Below are 16,150 nucleotides of genomic sequence, written 5' to 3'. Positions count from 1 at the left end.
CCGCCGACCCCGTGTTTCGGGGCGACGCTTCTGTCAGTACCGCACCGTTGCAGGGGCGATCCACAGCTCCTGGTCCGGATCGCCACGTGCTAGCACCGCATCGAGTCGCTCGCGATGCCGAATCCCGAGGCCGTACTGGTCGTACAGATAGACGGTCGGCCCCTCGGTCGCGCCGATCTCATAGCAGGCCCGGCGTATCTGGTCGGTGTCCTGCATGAGCTCACGCAGCGACTGTGTGACGAGGCCTGTTCGGACCTGCTCGATGTTGGCAACGAACGCCTGCCACGTCTCGACCCACTGCCGTTCGAGAAGGGATGCCCCCGGCTCCGCCCGGACTGGCAGTACCGGAGGAAGGTCATCCCACCGCGTCGGCTCGGCCCCTGGCTGTGTTCGCTCGAACGTCACGTACGACTCAAACACCGGCTCACGGGTCCCGACGCCCACGAGCCGGTCGAATGCCCGTCGCGCGATCGACAGCGCCTCGTCCGCGTCAGCCGCGGGGACGAGCACCGCGATCAGCATCTCCGTCGTCACGATCAGCGCTCCCCCGGTACCGGAGAGGCCGTGCCGCCAGCGTCCGCGGTGGCCGAGTCCGCCCCGTCGGTCGCGTCGATAGCAGCTAACACCGCGTTCCAGCCCGTCCGGATCGTTGTCGGTGTCACATCAGCGAGATCGGCCAGCGTCGTCTGTACCAGTCCCGCCCCCGCTTCGAGCGATGCCTGATACAGACAGGCCGCAGCCACCCCCGAGGGCTGGCGCCCGCTCGCCACGCCGCGTTCGACGGCCAGCTCCGCCAGCTCAAGGGCGCGCTTGCGAATCGCCGTGGAGACCTCAAGCGCCGAGGCGTACTTCGGGACGAACGCCGTCGGCGTTGGTGGTGGCGTCGGGAGGCCCAACTCGTCGTTCAGGACGCGATAGGCGTTCCGGACGCGCTGTCCCGCGACCCGAGCGAGGGGTTCGATCTCACTGATCGAACGTGGCAACCCGGCACACCGACAGGCTGCATGGACGCTCGCTGCGGCGACGGCTTCGATGGAGCGTCCGCGGAGCAGGTGCTCGTCCTGTGCCCGTCGGAAGACCATCGCTGCCTGTTCTTCGAGGCTTCGTGACAATCCGAGCGCGCCGGCGATCCGGGACACCTCCTGACAGCCCTGTTCGAGGTTGCGATCACGCTTCGATTCGTGTCGCGCCCGCCGATGCTGCACCCGAAGACGGCTGAACCGTTGTCGCGTCTTTCCATCGAGCGTTCGCCCGGTTCCATCCCGCGTTCGGCCGATCTCCGTCGTCAGCCCGTAATCATGTCGCGCTGGCGTCCGCGGGGAACCGATGTGTCGTGGATCCCGTTCGTCACCCGGGCCCTTGCGTGCTGTCGCACCGTGGTCGATGTGGTACTCGTCGATGACGAGTCCACAGTCGGGACAGTGACGCTCTCCGCCGTCCGTCACGACGTGGCCATCACATTCGGGGCACGTCGCGCTCTCACTGGTCGTTTTGCCGGTCGATTCATCGAACCCCGTCTCGTAGACGTCGCCTGGTTGCATCGAATACTCCTGCGAGGCCCAGTACATCGCGCCCCGCACCCATCGGGGGCGCGAATAACCGGGCCGATGAGCACCGGCCAGCCCCTCGATATGCGCTGTCTCAGCGTTGTTCTCGGGCGCCGTCGGTGTCAGTCGACGTCCGTCGATTCGCCCGGACACACGACCAACAAGGACGGTGACTGTCGGGACGACACGCACAGTCCGCAGTCTCGTCTCCGGCTGTTGACCTCGCCTCGTCGTCACCGAGTCCTGCAGCCCTCCGATTGGCAACGCCACCACCATCTGCCGCAACCTGTGCCTTGAGTGCCTTCTCGATGATTTGGGTGCGGATTGCAACGCCGACCCGATGTTTGCAGGCGCGTTCGTACTCCACGTCCGCTGGACAGCTGCAGCGGATCGGGACTCCGTCGGCGATACGAACGTTGTACGTGTGGTTCTCCGGGTCAGGGTAGCTGTAGTTGCGAACCTCGACGTACGGTGGTCGCATGAAGAAGGCGAGGGCTTCGTACTGTGCGCGTTTCAGGACCCGTGGCGAGACGTCTAACCGATCGAGTGGATGGAGTCGTTCGGACATTGGACCACGCGGGGGCATGGGAGGCGCCCCGCGCCCGTCACGGGGCGCGCATAACCGGGCTGCACGCTCGCTCGGTACGCCCCACGACTGCTGCGCCCCGGTTGACAGTCACCTAGATGGGAGACCGACCGTGAGACGACGAAATCACCGAACTCGTCCGCTTTCCGGAAACCGGAACGTACCAGGAGGCAGCAGCTCAGAGGCGCCGTAGAGTGCAATCGCTCGGTACACGTGTCGGGTCACCGATGCGCAGCCCCAGCGCTTTCCGGAAACGACGCGAGCACGTTTTTATTATGTGCCCCGAAAACACCCACGTACGACCAGATGATCCGCGATGCACGCGTCCTCCGGGCAGGGTTCGTCCCGCAGGAAGTTGAGCATCGCGACGCCGAAGTGAACCATCTCTCCAGCGTGCTCGAACCGATCACGAACGGAGAACCGGCCAACACGGCCGTCGTGACCGGGCCGAGCGGCACCGGCAAGACGTGTATCACCCGATTCGTTACCGAACGACTACGCGAGGAAGTCCTCGGCATCGAGGCGACCTACGTCAACTGCTGGCGGAACTACACGCGATTTCGCACCCTGTATCAGATCCTCGACGATCTGGGGGCGACAATCGATATCCACCGCCAGTCGACACCACACGACGAGTTGGTCGACCGTCTACAGCAGTACGACGGGCCGCGAACCGTGATCATCCTCGATGAGGTCGACCAGCTTCAGGATCCAAGCATCATCTACGACCTCCACAGCCTCTCTCAGTTCGCGCTCGTCTGCATCGCGAACGAGGAAGAACAGCTGTTCAGCCGCGTCGACGACCGCCTCGTCAGCCGGCTCCGTGCGAGCGAGCACGTGCGGATGGATAAGTACCACGACGAGCAACTCTTCGATATCCTGCAGGCCAGAACACAGTGGGGCCTAGCTCCCGAGGCGATCACCGAGGCGCAGCTCTATCGGATCGCGGATGCCGCCGCGGGCGACGCCCGGCTCGCCATCGGGATCCTGCGGACTGCGGCCAGCGCGGCCGATCGGGAGAATCACGAGCGAATCACCGACGAGATGCTCCTTGACGCTGCCGCCGACGCCCGAGCGCAGATCAAACAGAAAAGCCTCGATTCGCTCACCCCACACCAGCGTGCCGTGTACGATATCGTCTGTGAACACGGCCCCCTCGGTCCGGGAGAGATACACGAGCGCTATACGGCGGTGGTTGATGAGCCACGGACGAAACGGACGGTGCGGTCCTATCTGTCGAAGATGGCGCAGTATAACCTCCTTGAAGCGACGGGAACGAGCCGCGACCGTGAGTACTCGCTCGTTGACGCGTCGACGACGTCACCGATGCAGTAGTGGCGCGAAGGCTGAGGCAACGAGCCGAACGGCGACCATCGAGTCCGAGTACACATCCGCCGGCGGTCCCATGACCGTCCGGTGATCGGGCATTCCGTTGGTGCTTTGCATGGAAAGTCGGTGACTGCCACATCGTCCCTTAGGACGACTAGCACGGCGACTGGCTCAGCCGTGCAGCTGTTTCTTGACGGTGTTGAACGCCTCAGTAGTTGGCAGACGATCTGGGCTGAATAGGGAGGCTCGAGTCAGTATAATGGGATTCCTTCGCGTCAGTGGCCTCTATTCTTTGTCTCCGGCTGGAACGTTCGTTTCGACGAGCTTCAGACTCAGAGGCTCTCAATGATTTGAGTAATGACTTTTTTGATAAAACGGTGGGAGGAGATCACATATGCGAGAGCAACTACAGACGACAGACTGGGCGAGATCGTTCCGTATAGTCAGGCAGACCCCAAATGACAGCGTCCGAACAAGGGGGGCCACACCTCATCCGGTTAGTGAACCAGTATGAGCGTGCTCAAAACACTCCGAGAGCGAGCACGTCGCACACCGGTCGGTGCCTTCTTGGCTGTGCTGATTGTGAACTCCTCACTCGTCGTCACAGCGCTCTACGCAGTATTCGGGGCCGACTTCCCGACTCTCGCGGCGATCCCGTATGCTTGGACTCCGATGGCTAGCGCGGGGATAACAGTCTGGTTGCTCAACGATGGCGTTCGAGACTGGCTCGGACAGCTCCGGAACGTTCGGACAGGCATCCACTGGTATCTCGCCGGGATCGGAATCATGCTCGTCGCGACCGATTTTGAGAGCATCGTCGCGGTCTTGCTCGGTGTTGATGTCGTGGCACCGGCAGCCTCCATCGGACAGTACCTCTTCTTTTTTGCAGTCACGCTCTTTCTAGCCGGTGCACTGGAGGAACTGGGCTGGCGTGGGTTCATGCAACCCCGCCTCCAGCAACGGTTCAGTGCGCTCACGACGAGCGTGGTCATCGGACTCGTCTGGGCATTCTGGCACGTCCCACTGATACTGGCTGGTGCCGGCGACTTCACCGCATTTCACGAATATGTCGTCTATGTGGTGGCTACCTCTGTCATCCTTGGCTGGCTGTACAACAACACTAGGGGCGCATTGCCAGTCGTCATGATCACCCACGCAGCGAGCAACATGGCCGCATTCGGTGAAGTGACGGGCGAACTCCCCGCCATCTTCGATATCGTCTCTGGCAACATCATCTTCTACGTTGCCTGTGCGGCACTCATCGTTCTGTACGCTGGCTGGAAGACGCTGACAAAAGATGGAACCCTCCCAGATATTCCGGGACAGCGCACAGAAAACCCACTATAACACGCAGACAGACTGCACCGTCTACTCCAGAGAGTCTCTTCAGAACTCCCGTGTCGATACCCTGCATCCACTAGTTACGACTGCATTATCCCTGCTGAACGGTCGCCATGGTCTCTTCGATCGACGCCGAAAGGTCGTCGACGTTCTCGCTGGCTCGCTGGGTCTCGGCGGCAAGATCGTCGGCTCCCTGTGCCATCTCCGTTGAGGCGGCGTCGATCTGCTGGGTGGAGGCTGTCACTTCTTCACTGCTTGCGCTGAGCGTCTCCCCCGTCTCACTCAGGACTTCCGCGTCCCGAGTGAGGTCTTCGGCGCTCTCACGGAGGTTGTCCGCAGCCGCGTTGAGCTTGTCTCAGCGACGCCATGCTGCGTTCGCACCGACCGAGAGGCCCCGTACACCGAATCGAGAGGCGTAGCCGAGACGGGTGCTGGGGCCTAGCAAGACCGGCTGCCGCACGTCCTGTGAGACATGAACGACTTACTGCTCAGAGTCGGAGCGCTCCGACAACCGATCGAACCGAGACTGTGCGGTCTCCCGACGCTTCTCGGTCCGGTTCGGGCGGTAGGTCGCCTCCGTAAGGGTATCGTCCCGAATCACGACAGTAAAGAGCGCATCTTGATGCTGGCCCTCCGCAGGTAGTGTCTCGGTGTCGACCACGACGTGTCCGATCGTTTCGGCGTCCGATTCAAGCACCAACACGGCCACCTCCTCCTCGAACCGATCGAGGACTGCGGTGTAGGTCCCATCGTCCACCATAGTTAGTACTCCTCCGCAAGGACAATAGTTCCCTCACCCGTCCGAACGGTGACTGTGTCGCCACCGTTGTTCCAGACGGCCGAGTCTTGCCCCCAGTAGAGATCGGTGTCGGTGTCGGTCCCGCGTCCAGTGTGGATCGTGACCTGTCTGCCAGCGGGGAGCGTAAATCCCGCAGGGAATGTATAGGTGTGATCCGCTGCATCGGTGAGCGTCCACCCAGACAGGTCGAGCGCCGTGTCACCCGTGTTCTCGAGGACGATGTACTCGTCGTTCAGATTCTCGTTATCGTTGCCGTCGGCGTCGGCGTTGATCTCGGCGAGGGCGATCGCCTCTGCCGGGACTGATCCGCCGTCGGTCATCGTCGCGGTCGCTGTCGCGGATGGACTCCCGTCAGGCGTCGTTGTGGACTCAGTGACCGGACGGCCACCGAAGCGTGCTCGATCGGAGACTGGCGCCGAGGTGCCAGGCGCAACCGCGGTCCCGTCTCGGAGCGCGAGGGGATCGGTCGGAGCCGCCTGCTGTGTCCGGACCGAGACACCGCGACCGTCGCTGACAACGACGATATCGCCGTGGGTCGCCGTCCAGTAAGTCGGGATCGAGCGCTCGGCCAACCGCCCGAGCGTCTCATCGTTCGGGTGGTCGTATCGTGAGTCATACGCACTCGAAATGACGACCGTCTCCGGCTGGACGGCCTCCAACAGGGCGCCACCCGTACTCGTCTTGCTCCCGTGGTGTCCGGCTTTCAGGACTGTCGCACGGAGGTGTGTCCCGTACTGCTCGACGAGGTATGCTTCCTGATCGTCTTCGGCGTCCCCGGTAGACAGGAAGCTCGTCGATCCGAAGGTGAATTTGAGGACGATGCTGTTCTCGTTACGGGCCCCATCTTCGAGATACGGGTCCGGTGGACCGAGGACTTGCACCCCGACTGCAGCACCGCCGAACGACAGCGAGTCCCCCTCGCGGGTCTCGACGAGTCGAACGTCGTGTGCTTCGACGGCATCGAGGTACTCGTTGTAGGTTTGCGTGCTGGCAGCGATCCCGGGGTCATGGATCACGCCGATACCATCGGCGTGGGTTTCGTAGTAGTCGATGATGGCGGCGTTCCCGCCGATGTGGTCGGCGTCGTTATGGCTCACGACCAGATGATCGATCCGCGCGATATCGTGGCGCTGGAGATACTGAAGCACGTACTCCCCATCGTCGGTGAAATCACCGGTGTCGATGAGCATCGTCTCTCCCGAGGGCGCGACGAGGAGCGTGCTCACCGATTGGCCGACGTTGATGACGTGAATCTCAAGCGTTCCCGACGGCGTCGCCGACGCATCCGGTGCGGTCGTCGCTGTTGCAGACTGTGTGCCCGTCGCCGTGGCCGTCTCCGTGGACAGACGACCGGTATCGCCCCCAATACCGCTACAGCCTGCAAGGACGACGATCACAACGAGGATGACGGCCCGGGAGGTCGACATAGCTCCTATTTGCAAACCGACGGATATGAATGAAAGGGTGCCAACTTTGCACGCTCGCTAGGAACCGCTCTGTAGCTTCGGCGAGTGTATCGACCACTTGCAGCACCAGATGTCGTCTTGACCAAGACGCAGGAGTCCTCCGAAGCAGTCAGGAATGCTGAGTGGATTGCCGAAGATGTACTCGGCATGCGGCTGAGACGCATTTTCGAAATGAGTCATTCACTGACATCCTCCCACGACTGAAGTCGTGGGGTTCCACGGTCACAGACCGTGCCCACGACGGAGAGGTTCCCCACTCGCGTCGTTCGGTGGGGTTGTGGGCCGTGCCAGTCCGGCCCCCGACTCGGATAGCGGGCTTCATCTACCGCCGCGCTGGCGTGCATATCCTTACCCGAGACTCGGTAGCACAACCGACGATACCAACCGTGGTAGTTGTTTCGGCTGTTGTCGGATTCATCCCACGGCTGAAGCCGTGGGCTTTCTCCTTGAACCGCTGTAACGCAACACCAGCAGCCGTGTCATCTTTCTACAAGCGGGAAACCCCGCCGTTTACCGCGGGGAGGAACGCGACACGGTGAGAAACAACCGCCGTTCGGTGGCCGACCGACTCCCCACACCAAACGCAACCTGCATGAATGTAAGGTTCTACACATGAAGTATGGCGGAGGTACGTCGCACGGTCGTCGTCAAACTCGATATGGACGACAGCGACGCGACTCTCCTCCACGGAACCGTCAAGCAGTACCTGTGGGCGTGCAACTACGTCGTCCAAGACGCGTGGCAGGACGACTACAAGCCCACCTCGAAAACCAAACTCCACGACCGGACGTACTCCGACGTTCGCGAACAGACACGGCTTCAAGCCAACCTCGTTCAATCCGCACGCAACAAAGCCGCCGAAGCCATCAAGGGCGTCGTCGCCCGCTGGCAGAACGGCAAGAAGGCGTCACAACCACACTTCACGACCCCATCCGTCAGATACGACAAACGGAGCGCGACGTTCTACGACGACCGCGTATCCCTCTCCACGGTGAACGGACGTATCGAAGCCGAATACGTCCTTCCACCAGAGGGAGACAACCCGCACACGAAGTTCCTCCACGACGACGACTACGAGGTCACGGGTGCGACGCTCCAGTACCGCGACGCGACGGACACCTTTTTTCTCCACATCGGAACAACGGCCGATGTGGAGTCCGAGATACCGGACGAAGGCGACGCCGAGAACAGCACAGTCCTCGGCGTGGACCTCGGTATCGAACAGATTGCCGTCACGTCAACCGGAATGTTCTGAAGCGGCGACTACCTCAATCACCGCCGTCGGGAGTACGAGCGGGTGCGTGGCGACCTGCAACGGACAGGTACGGAATCAGCCCATCGAACCATCGAACGGATGGGCGACCGAGAAACACGGTGGGTCGAAGATTACCTGCACCGGATCTCGAAAGCCATCGTCCAAGAAGCCGTCGCGCACGACTGCGACCGGATAGCCTTCGAGGAGTTGACCGACATCCGCGACCGGATGCCGGGCGCCAAGAAGTTCCATACGTGGGCATTCCACCGTCTGTACGACTACACGGCGTACAAGGCCGAAGCGGAGGGCATCAAAGCCACGCAGGTAGACCCAGCGTACACGTCAAAACGTTGCTCGAAGTGCGGGACGACGCTGGACGAGAATCGTCCGTCACAAGCGAGGTTCTGTTGCCAGAAGTGCGGGTACGAGGTTAACGCGGACTACAACGCGGCGAAGAATATCGGATTTCGGCTACTCCGTGCGGAGCAAAAGTCTCCGCATGGAGGGGCGACACGTCACCTCGCCCTGAAGTCGGGGACGCTGAACGTGAATGGCGGCTACTCGCCTGCCACCCAGTAGGGTCGGCCAGAACGGGAGTTCACCGACAAGCTCCGCCCTTTAGGGCGGAGAAGGTGACTTGACGAGGAATCGAATTAGAAGGGGCCGTCGACAACACTAAGCAGCCCGTTTCCCGTTTCAACCATCGCACATTCACTCGGGTCACTGCCGAGTAGGCAGTCAGCTGTGGCTGTCTCACCGTTTTCCAATCGGGCCGTGACTCGGTACATCGCACGTTCAACACGGGGGTGGATGCTGACCGTTTCCCGGGGCGGAACGGAAACGGTCCGGGCAAGGACGACGTCACCATTGTGGTGGATGAATCTAATCTGTATCTCGTGTGCACGATCGTCGTCGTAATTGCGGAGCGTCAGGCACTCATTACTGACTAGACGTGTGTCAGCATCCTTCGAAAGAGAGGTTGTCCATTCGTCACGACGGGTCGTCTTGTGTGTTGGCATATCCATCACTTGTAACTCAGATCATGTATAACGCAAGTCACAGCTGCAGGATGGGCAACACTGGCTTGTCTCGTCTGACTGCCATGAGATCGTGGATACGTTGGTCGGACCGTTTGAACGTGGGTTCGGTGGTCACTACGCAAGCAATTTCTGCCGAGCAGATCGTCAAAGAGATCGATCCATTCCACCAGCGAGTCGATTCCGGAACCGGTTTCGGAAACGACGGCGCTGTGCAGCACGACCGCCAGCTGAGCGTCCGTGCGCCGCACGTCCGTCCATTCCTGAACCACGGAACCGACACGCCGCGGCTTATCGGATACGGACGCCTCGAACCGGATATGCCACGGAACGTCACCCCGATGGCGACGCGAGTAGCGGAGGACCAACCACCGCGGACCGGCGCTCACACCCAGTCGCTTGCCGACCACGCCGCCCCAGCGACCGACGAGCGGCGCCTCCCCACACTTGACGACGGCATCACGCTCCTCGATATCGAGGGCGGACGTGGTGTGCCCCTGCTACAGTCGCTCGTTCTCGATCACCTGCTCTTGCACGATGGGCCGGCCGTCTGGATCGACGCCGACGGACACGCGACGACGACGACGCTCGCCCGGCTCGCACCCAGCCAGCGCGTACTGGATCGGATACACGTCGCCCGTGGCGTCACCGCCTATCAACACTACAGCATGGTCTGTGATCTCCCAACAGCGGTGAATCACGCCATCCGCGAAGCGACCCACACCACCCGGAAGCACGGGCGCCAGTCACCGGCCGACCCGGCGTCGTCCCCACAGCCCCCCTCGCTCCTCGTCGCCCCGGCCGTCGGCGCCCCGTACCGTGAGAGCGAGACGCTCGATGACGCACACCCCGAGACGCTCCATGCCCGGACACTTGCCCGGTTGTCGACCTACGCCGATAGCTACGACGTCCCGGTGCTCGTCACCCGACGGACACGCGACGCGATCACCAGATCCCTTGTGAACGCCGCCGATCACCACCTGGAGTGTACCCAGACCCGACTGGGGCCACGGATCGTCGGCGACGAGTTCGAGACGCTCATCTATCCGGTCGACGACGGCAGCTCCTACCAGACGACGGTCGCCTACTGGCAGCAACTGCTCGCTGCCCGCGCGACGCAGGTCGGCGTGGCGTCCACCCCAACCGCACGATCGACGGACGACACAGCCGACGTCGGCACGGGTGTGACCGCCGCTGGGGAGCGGACGACGCTGGGGGCGGATCCACTGTGCGACGCCTGGACCACTCCGGGACCGGGAGGGCGATAGCGATGGGGCGAACGAATCCGACGTATCGGGACGCACTGCGAGCCATCGAAGCGCGCTGGGCGGACTTCCGGCGCGCGCTTCGGCGCCGCGAGCAGCCGCGCTTCGACCAGCTGTTCGAGTACGCCCGCAACCACGCCGACGCGAGCGGGCTGTTGAACCACCACCAGCCACTCCTGCCGGCGCTTGTCAGTATCGATCTCGAACAGGAGGCGCGATTGGACGAACACGAGGCGCGACTCGCAGCCCTTGAGGCTCGGCTGGACGACGGCGACGACCAGGAGCCCGACACCTCCGCGACGAACACGTGAACGATGCCGTTCACCATCGACTTCCTCGACGACGGCCGTGTCCTCGAATGGGAGGCGACCACCGACGGCGCCGTCGTGACCGAGCACGACGAGTACACGCCGCGCTTCTACGTCGCGCCCCGTTCACCGGAGCTGGACGTCGATCTCACGACCCTCCGGAGGGTCTACGACCGACATCCGGACGTCGTCAGGACCCAGATCGTCGAGCGACGCCCCGCGTTTCGGCGAGACGAAGCGCCCGTCCTCGCCGTCGACACCGCGCAGATCACTCGCGTCACGCCGCTCGCACGCCAAGCACGTCAGCTCGCGGACGTCCCCGTCGGCGATCTCGCCTGTTTCAACGTCGACGTTACACGCGAATTTCGCTACTGTCTGGAAACCGATCGCGACCCGACACCAGCGACCGACCTGTCGACGCTCCGCCTCGGCGTGCCGAAGCCCGAATCGCACGGTGAGACGTACACGACGCTCTCCATCGACGGCGAGACGGTCAGCGGCTCCGCGACAGACATCCTGACCGCCGTCCAAGCTGCAGTCGAAACCCACGACCCGGACGTCGTGATCTGTGCGACGAGTCAGCTCATTCCGACACTCCACGAGATGGCCACGACGGCGGCGATCGACGACTTCACACTGAGTCGGTGGCCCGACGTTGATTATCAGCAACTCGCACGCCGCTCCACGTATGCGAGTTACGGCCGCGTCGGTCACTCCCCGGCACGGTACAACATCCCCGGCCGCGCGATCATCGACGAGTCGAACACGTTCTTCTACGGGGAGACGAACCTCGACGGCGTCCTCGATCTCGTCTCGCGGTCCCGGAAACCCCTGCAGGAACTCGCCTGGGCCTCGATCGGCAACGTCCTCACCGCCATCCAGATCCGTGAAGCCCACGCCCGCGACGTGCTCGTGCCCTGGCGCTCCTGGCGCCACGAACGGTTCAAATCGATGGGGACGCTCCACGACGCCGACCGCGGCGGCTTCATCTTCGCGCCCGATGTGGGAGTCCACGAAGACGTCCACGAACTCGATTTCTCCAGTCTGTATCCGAACATCATCTGCACCCGAAACGTCTCCCCCGACGTGATTCGGTGCGAGTGCCATCGAGACCGCGCCGACGTGCCCGACCTCGACTACGCCATCTGCGACGATCGCGGCTATCTCGTCGACGTCCTGCAGCCGATCATCGACACCCGTGACGAGATCAAGGCTGCACTCCGCCGGGAGAAGCAACGTGACGCCCCCGACGAGGCCCGCCTCGACGCGCTCGACGGTCGGTCGGGGGCGCTCAAGTGGATCCTCGTCGCCTGCTTCGGCTATCAAGGGTTCAACAACGCGAAGTTCGGCCGGATCGAGTGTCACGAGGCGATCAACGCGTTCGCCCGTGAGATTCTGCTGACGGCGAAACAGCGGTTGGAAGCCGGGGGCTGGCGCGTCGTCCACGGGATCGTCGACTCGATCTGGGTGACACCGGATCCCGATGTCGACGCCGATCAGCGTACGGCGCTCGATACGCTGGCGTCGGAGATCACCGAGATAGTGGACATCCGACTCGAACACGAAGCGCACTACGACTGGGTTGCGTTCGTCCCACAGCGCGAGAGCCAGGCCGGTGCGTTGACCAAATACTTCGGCACGGTCGCCGACACGGACGAGTTCAAGATTCGGGGGATCGAGGCGCGCCAGCGGTCGACCCCACCATTCATCGAGGCCGTCCAACGGGCGTGTCTCGAACGCTTCGATACGACCCGGTCGCCGGAGGCGGTACTCGACCGTCTTCAGGACGCAATCAAGCGTCTTCATGCCGGAACGGTGCCGGTCGAGCAGCTCGTCGAACGGAATCGCGTCTCCAAGCCACTCGAAGGGTATACTACCCAAACGCAGAACGTGGCCGCCCTGCAGCGTGCGCACGACCAGGACCTCACTGTCCATCCGGGACAGGACATCGAGTACGTGGTCGTGGACGACGAGACGACCTCGCGGGAGCGGGTCGCGTTGGCCCACGAAGAGATCGAGTCGTACGATCCGTCGTACTACGAGACGAAGCTCGTCAGAGCGGTCGAAAGCCTGCTGTCACCGTTGGGGTGGGACCGGGCGAAGATTCGCCGGGAACTGGCTGAGACGTGGGTGCCGGAACTGACGACGTTCACGAATCCGGAGTGATATCATGCCTCATGAGAGTCACCGAAGGAGTACGTGCATACACAGCCTTCGAACCCCTTCTCCAGAGGACGGTCGTGGCTGCGCGCGCAGCGACCGTCGGGAGCGAGCACGGAGCGGTGGGTGGGGTGGTGGGGCTTGGGTCGGTCCGGTACTCAACAGAAAAAGAAGGGGCCTCGCCCCCTACTCCTCCCACCAGCGGCGGTCGCGCTCTGGCAATCCGACCTTCCCACAGACGGGACACTCGCGCATGGAGGTCGGCGGCAGGTCGTTCCCGGCGTCTAACTGTGCTTCCACGATTGGCGAGTCGGTCTGCGGCGGGCTTCGCGGAGGTGAATACGAAGCCGTTCACGGGCCGTGGAGTACGTTCCTCGGACATTGGTGCTCGGAGGCACGTTCTGATGTGCCCTCCGCCCCTCTACGGGGCAAATAAACAGACTCCGTTGTGACAGCGATGTTGCTCCCCAAGATACCACTCCTGAAAGCTGTGACTCCGGTTGTGGCTGCCGGCCGACCGGAGGGAGGCCGGGAGCGGAGGGTGGGGCGGTGGGGCTTGGGCTGGTCCGACGATAGACCACAAACTTTCCCTCCTTGATTAGGGGCAGCTGGGACCGTGTAGCGGCTCACCGCGTGTCAAGCCGAAGCGGTGACGCACGTTCCCAAAGATGGTGGTGTTCGGCACAGACCGTCACGAGGTTCTCCAAGCGGTTGGCTCGCTCAAAGTCCACCTCATTGCCGTCTGCTCCGAACGCACTCAGTGGGCGAATGTGATGTACGTGGAGTCCTCCGGTGAACGCCTCGCGGTGTGCCTCTTGGGTCCACTCACAGCCCGGTGTTTGACAGATGTAGCCATCGCGTTCAAGAGCTTTCTGTCGTTGTTGGGGCCAGTTGTCACCGTACTCACGCCACTCGTGGGCCGGATTTTCTTTCCACTTGTAGTTGGCCGGGCCGGACGGGCGACCAACCGGATCGTATCCGGCCGCCCGGATCGCTGCCTGCCAACCGTCCCATCGGCGAAAATACGGACGATGGGAGTACCGGCCATGTTTGTGCATCTCGCTTGCTGTTGGTGCGGTCCCGAGTGCTTCGACCAAGTCGTGTATCGCCTCCAGCAACGCATCGTCGGGGATGTTCTTCTCGGCATGTGGTTGGAAGTCCGCTGCCCGTAGTGCATCGTTCCAGCTTCCGAACTCGTTCTGGAACTGTGACATGGGGTAGTCCCCGAACTCCCGCTGTTCGCTTGCCGTGGGTGGACGACCGAGTTTCGTTGCCACGGCGGCGAGATCCGCCTTGAGATCGCCCGGGCGAATGTCGTGGATATTAGCTGGGACGAGTCCGATTGATCGTACTGCCTCCCCCCACGAGCCAAATCGCTCTCTTACCGTCGATATACTGTAGATTCCTTCGTTACGCATCAGCGTCGTTGTAGGTGGGCCGTCGCCGATATCAGCGAGCCGCTGAAGCTCCGCTTGGAGTTCTTCGCGGCTGATCTTGAGTTGGTGCCCCCGTTTGTGTCCTCCTTTCGCGGCTGGTGTTTCAAATTCTGCGCCACAGCGTTCACAGGTGTATTGCTCCTCTGCTGCATCCATCGAGCATCAGGGCGCTGAATAATAGCGCCTCACTCACGTAGGCGCACATAATCATACCGCGTCCCAACTGAATGAAGCGTGATTCTGAAGCGCTTGTTCCGCGAGCGAAGGTCGTGGCTGCGCGCGCAGCGACCACCGGGAGCGAGCACGGAGCGGTGGGTGGGGCGGTGGGGTCCGGGCTGGTCCGGCGTCCAACAAAAAAGAGGGGAACTGGCGACCTACGCGTCCCACCACCGGCCGCGATTCGGGAACTCGATCCGACTTGTGCTCGTCAGCGCAACCGAACAGCGACCCCGGTACCAGTTTTTCGCCGCAGCCCGGAACCGCACCCGCTCGCCTTCGCGCACGGTGGGTTGCTCTGATCGCCGCCAACTGGTGAACTTGATTTTCGCCGTCTCATCCCCGATCAGCCCGACCTGACTGATCTTGGGATGCTGGCTCTCGAACAGCGTCTTGATTTTCCCCTCGATGCTCACTTCGCCCCGGTCCACCTCGGGCACCGCCTCGATCGGGATGATCCGTCCCGGCGCCGTCTCCGCCGCTTCGGCGATCTGGATGACCGCCTCGAACAGCTCCCGACCGGCCAGGACGTGCTCGGCCAATTTCCGGGCGATCTGCGACCGCGACAGCCGCCGTCCCGCCCCCAGCCGCTCGCACAACCGCTGTGCCTGCTGGTTCACCGCGGCCAGATCGTCCTGGGACAGGTGCTCCCGCGCATCGGTCAGCTGCGTCTGCTCGTGCCACGTCGCCGCCCGCTCGGTCACCCGCCGGCGCGTCCGGGCTTCCCGATCCGAGTCCTGCCGGTCGTCCAGCCGGCGTCGCGTCCGGGCGATCTCCTGTTCGCGCGCCTTGTGTTGCTCCTCGGCCGCGAGCGTCTGGCCGAACAGCCGGCCGTCGACCCACTCGTCGTCCGCGTGATCGACTTTTGCCTGGGTGTCCTGCTCGACGCTCGGCCGGAGGGCCGGCGTGTCGGCTCGCTCTGCATCCGCCTCGCGCTGCTCGCGTGTTCGTTCGATCTGTTCGTCGACCCAAACCTCTTCAGCGATGGCGTTCCTATCTGACATCGGAGTACTTGCTCCACGGCGCTGCACGGCGCCCACCCACCGCGCCTCCAACGCGGTGGGTTCTGACGGACACAGCCCGCCAGACGTGACTGCGCGCGCCGCTCGCGCCGTAGTGAGCGCCCGTCAGGGCGCGAGCGGCGCGCGCCGACGGGCTGGCCACCCATCCAGCCGCGCGCGCCGACCCGCCCGGAGCGAGCGGCCAGCGCATTCCCCGTTTCGCCCGCGACGCAACCACGTCCGTCGCGGGTCGGGGAGTCCCGGAAGCCTCCGGAAGTCCGGGACCGAAACGGGAGAAGCGCTGGCGCGAGGGCACATGCATTTTAGCCCGGACCGGGCGCGGGCGGTGCGGAGAGCGCCCGCACGCCCGGAATGGTCGGTCGCGAGCGACGCGGAGGTCCCGC

General features: G+C 63.1%; 14 protein-coding genes and 1 pseudogene. 6 read left to right on the top strand and 9 right to left on the bottom strand.

The window, feature by feature from the left end; all coding sequences use genetic code 11:
- Positions 1-33: 33 nt before the first annotated feature.
- From NBT82_RS18050 to NBT82_RS18040, 3 genes are all read right to left on the bottom strand, one after another.
- Positions 34-534, bottom strand: coding sequence for a DUF7995 family protein (locus NBT82_RS18050; protein WP_251329476.1), 501 nt, complete (start codon positions 532-534; stop codon positions 34-36).
- Between the two features lie 2 nt (positions 535-536).
- Positions 537-1,541: a transcription initiation factor IIB gene (locus NBT82_RS18045; RefSeq protein ID WP_251329475.1), complete on the bottom strand. Its 1,005-nt coding sequence runs from the start codon at positions 1,539-1,541 to the stop codon at positions 537-539.
- A 100-nt stretch (positions 1,542-1,641) separates the two neighbouring features.
- A complete protein-coding gene (locus NBT82_RS18040) occupies positions 1,642-2,115 on the bottom strand; it encodes an SWIM zinc finger family protein (protein WP_251329474.1) in 474 nt (157 codons plus the stop codon).
- Between the two features lie 324 nt (positions 2,116-2,439).
- Between NBT82_RS18040 and NBT82_RS18035 the strand changes: the two genes are divergently transcribed.
- Together NBT82_RS18035 and NBT82_RS18030 are read left to right on the top strand one after the other, a co-directional pair.
- Positions 2,440-3,468: a Cdc6/Cdc18 family protein gene (locus NBT82_RS18035; protein ID WP_251329473.1), complete on the top strand. Its 1,029-nt coding sequence runs from the start codon at positions 2,440-2,442 to the stop codon at positions 3,466-3,468.
- Positions 3,469-3,972: 504 nt separating this feature from the next.
- Positions 3,973-4,809 carry a CPBP family intramembrane glutamic endopeptidase gene (locus NBT82_RS18030; RefSeq protein WP_251329472.1) on the top strand — a complete coding sequence of 279 codons (837 nt, stop codon included), beginning with the start codon at positions 3,973-3,975 and terminating at the stop codon, positions 4,807-4,809.
- A gap of 85 nt (positions 4,810-4,894) precedes the next feature.
- Here the strand turns inward: NBT82_RS18030 and NBT82_RS18025 are convergent, their stop codons facing one another.
- From NBT82_RS18025 to NBT82_RS18015, 3 genes are all read right to left on the bottom strand, one after another.
- Complete coding sequence (locus tag NBT82_RS18025; protein ID WP_251329471.1) at positions 4,895-5,047, bottom strand: hypothetical protein; 153 nt, start codon at positions 5,045-5,047, stop codon at positions 4,895-4,897.
- 237 nt (positions 5,048-5,284) lie between these two features.
- Positions 5,285-5,563: a DUF3006 domain-containing protein gene (locus tag NBT82_RS18020; protein ID WP_251329470.1), complete on the bottom strand. Its 279-nt coding sequence runs from the start codon at positions 5,561-5,563 to the stop codon at positions 5,285-5,287.
- A 2-nt stretch (positions 5,564-5,565) separates the two neighbouring features.
- Complete coding sequence (locus tag NBT82_RS18015; RefSeq protein ID WP_251329469.1) at positions 5,566-7,029, bottom strand: lamin tail domain-containing protein; 1,464 nt, start codon at positions 7,027-7,029, stop codon at positions 5,566-5,568.
- 658 nt (positions 7,030-7,687) lie between these two features.
- On the opposite strand from NBT82_RS18015, the pseudogene NBT82_RS18010 reads away from it, so the two are divergent.
- Positions 7,688-8,902: pseudogene (locus NBT82_RS18010) on the top strand (RNA-guided endonuclease InsQ/TnpB family protein).
- Between the two features lie 74 nt (positions 8,903-8,976).
- On the opposite strand, the gene NBT82_RS20455 reads toward NBT82_RS18010, so the two are convergent.
- The gene (locus tag NBT82_RS20455) at positions 8,977-9,342 is read right to left on the bottom strand and encodes an Ig-like domain-containing protein (RefSeq protein WP_486617148.1); all 366 of its coding nucleotides are present in this window, start codon (positions 9,340-9,342) and stop codon (positions 8,977-8,979) included.
- Positions 9,343-9,680: 338 nt separating this feature from the next.
- On the opposite strand from NBT82_RS20455, the gene NBT82_RS18005 reads away from it, so the two are divergent.
- The 3 genes from NBT82_RS18005 to NBT82_RS17995 are packed head-to-tail and all read left to right on the top strand — an operon-like array spanning position 9,681 to position 13,099.
- On the top strand, positions 9,681-10,628 hold the full coding sequence (locus NBT82_RS18005) for a P-loop NTPase family protein (RefSeq protein WP_251329468.1): 948 nt from the start codon (positions 9,681-9,683) through the stop codon (positions 10,626-10,628).
- A gap of 2 nt (positions 10,629-10,630) precedes the next feature.
- Positions 10,631-10,936 carry a DUF8156 family protein gene (locus tag NBT82_RS18000; RefSeq protein WP_251329467.1) on the top strand — a complete coding sequence of 102 codons (306 nt, stop codon included), beginning with the start codon at positions 10,631-10,633 and terminating at the stop codon, positions 10,934-10,936.
- A gap of 3 nt (positions 10,937-10,939) precedes the next feature.
- Positions 10,940-13,099 carry a type B DNA-directed DNA polymerase gene (locus NBT82_RS17995; RefSeq protein WP_251329466.1) on the top strand — a complete coding sequence of 720 codons (2,160 nt, stop codon included), beginning with the start codon at positions 10,940-10,942 and terminating at the stop codon, positions 13,097-13,099.
- Positions 13,100-13,719: 620 nt separating this feature from the next.
- Here NBT82_RS17995 and NBT82_RS17990 read toward each other — a convergent pair.
- Positions 13,720-14,685, bottom strand: a complete 966-nt coding sequence (locus NBT82_RS17990; RefSeq protein ID WP_256476653.1) for a homing endonuclease associated repeat-containing protein — start codon at positions 14,683-14,685, stop codon at positions 13,720-13,722.
- Positions 14,686-14,903: 218 nt separating this feature from the next.
- A complete protein-coding gene (locus tag NBT82_RS17985) occupies positions 14,904-15,749 on the bottom strand; it encodes a DNA-binding protein (RefSeq protein WP_251329464.1) in 846 nt (281 codons plus the stop codon).
- Positions 15,750-16,150 lie beyond the last annotated feature (401 nt).

This window comes from Haloplanus sp. HW8-1 (assembly GCF_023703795.1).
Taxonomy (GTDB): Archaea; Halobacteriota; Halobacteria; order Halobacteriales; family Haloferacaceae; genus Haloplanus; species Haloplanus pelagicus.
This window is presented reverse-complemented; position numbering and strand designations above follow the sequence as displayed.

What these genes read in the sequence shown, in the direction of transcription:
- NBT82_RS18040 (WP_251329474.1), bottom strand. Translation starts at nt 2,115, where the DNA reads ATGTCCGAACGACTCCATCCACTCGATCGGTTAGACGTCTCGCCACGG.
- NBT82_RS18020 (WP_251329470.1), bottom strand. Translation starts at nt 5,563, where the DNA reads ATGGTGGACGATGGGACCTACACCGCAGTCCTCGATCGGTTCGAGGAG.
- NBT82_RS17990 (WP_256476653.1), bottom strand. Translation starts at nt 14,685, where the DNA reads ATGGATGCAGCAGAGGAGCAATACACCTGTGAACGCTGTGGCGCAGAA.
- NBT82_RS18000 (WP_251329467.1), top strand. Translation starts at nt 10,631, where the DNA reads ATGGGGCGAACGAATCCGACGTATCGGGACGCACTGCGAGCCATCGAA.
- NBT82_RS18030 (WP_251329472.1), top strand. Translation starts at nt 3,973, where the DNA reads ATGAGCGTGCTCAAAACACTCCGAGAGCGAGCACGTCGCACACCGGTC.
- NBT82_RS18005 (WP_251329468.1), top strand. Translation starts at nt 9,681, where the DNA reads ATGCCACGGAACGTCACCCCGATGGCGACGCGAGTAGCGGAGGACCAA.
- NBT82_RS18045 (WP_251329475.1), bottom strand. Translation starts at nt 1,541, where the DNA reads ATGCAACCAGGCGACGTCTACGAGACGGGGTTCGATGAATCGACCGGC.
- NBT82_RS20455 (WP_486617148.1), bottom strand. Translation starts at nt 9,342, where the DNA reads ATGCCAACACACAAGACGACCCGTCGTGACGAATGGACAACCTCTCTT.
- NBT82_RS17995 (WP_251329466.1), top strand. Translation starts at nt 10,940, where the DNA reads ATGCCGTTCACCATCGACTTCCTCGACGACGGCCGTGTCCTCGAATGG.
- NBT82_RS18015 (WP_251329469.1), bottom strand. Translation starts at nt 7,029, where the DNA reads ATGTCGACCTCCCGGGCCGTCATCCTCGTTGTGATCGTCGTCCTTGCA.
- NBT82_RS17985 (WP_251329464.1), bottom strand. Translation starts at nt 15,749, where the DNA reads ATGTCAGATAGGAACGCCATCGCTGAAGAGGTTTGGGTCGACGAACAG.
- NBT82_RS18035 (WP_251329473.1), top strand. Translation starts at nt 2,440, where the DNA reads ATGATCCGCGATGCACGCGTCCTCCGGGCAGGGTTCGTCCCGCAGGAA.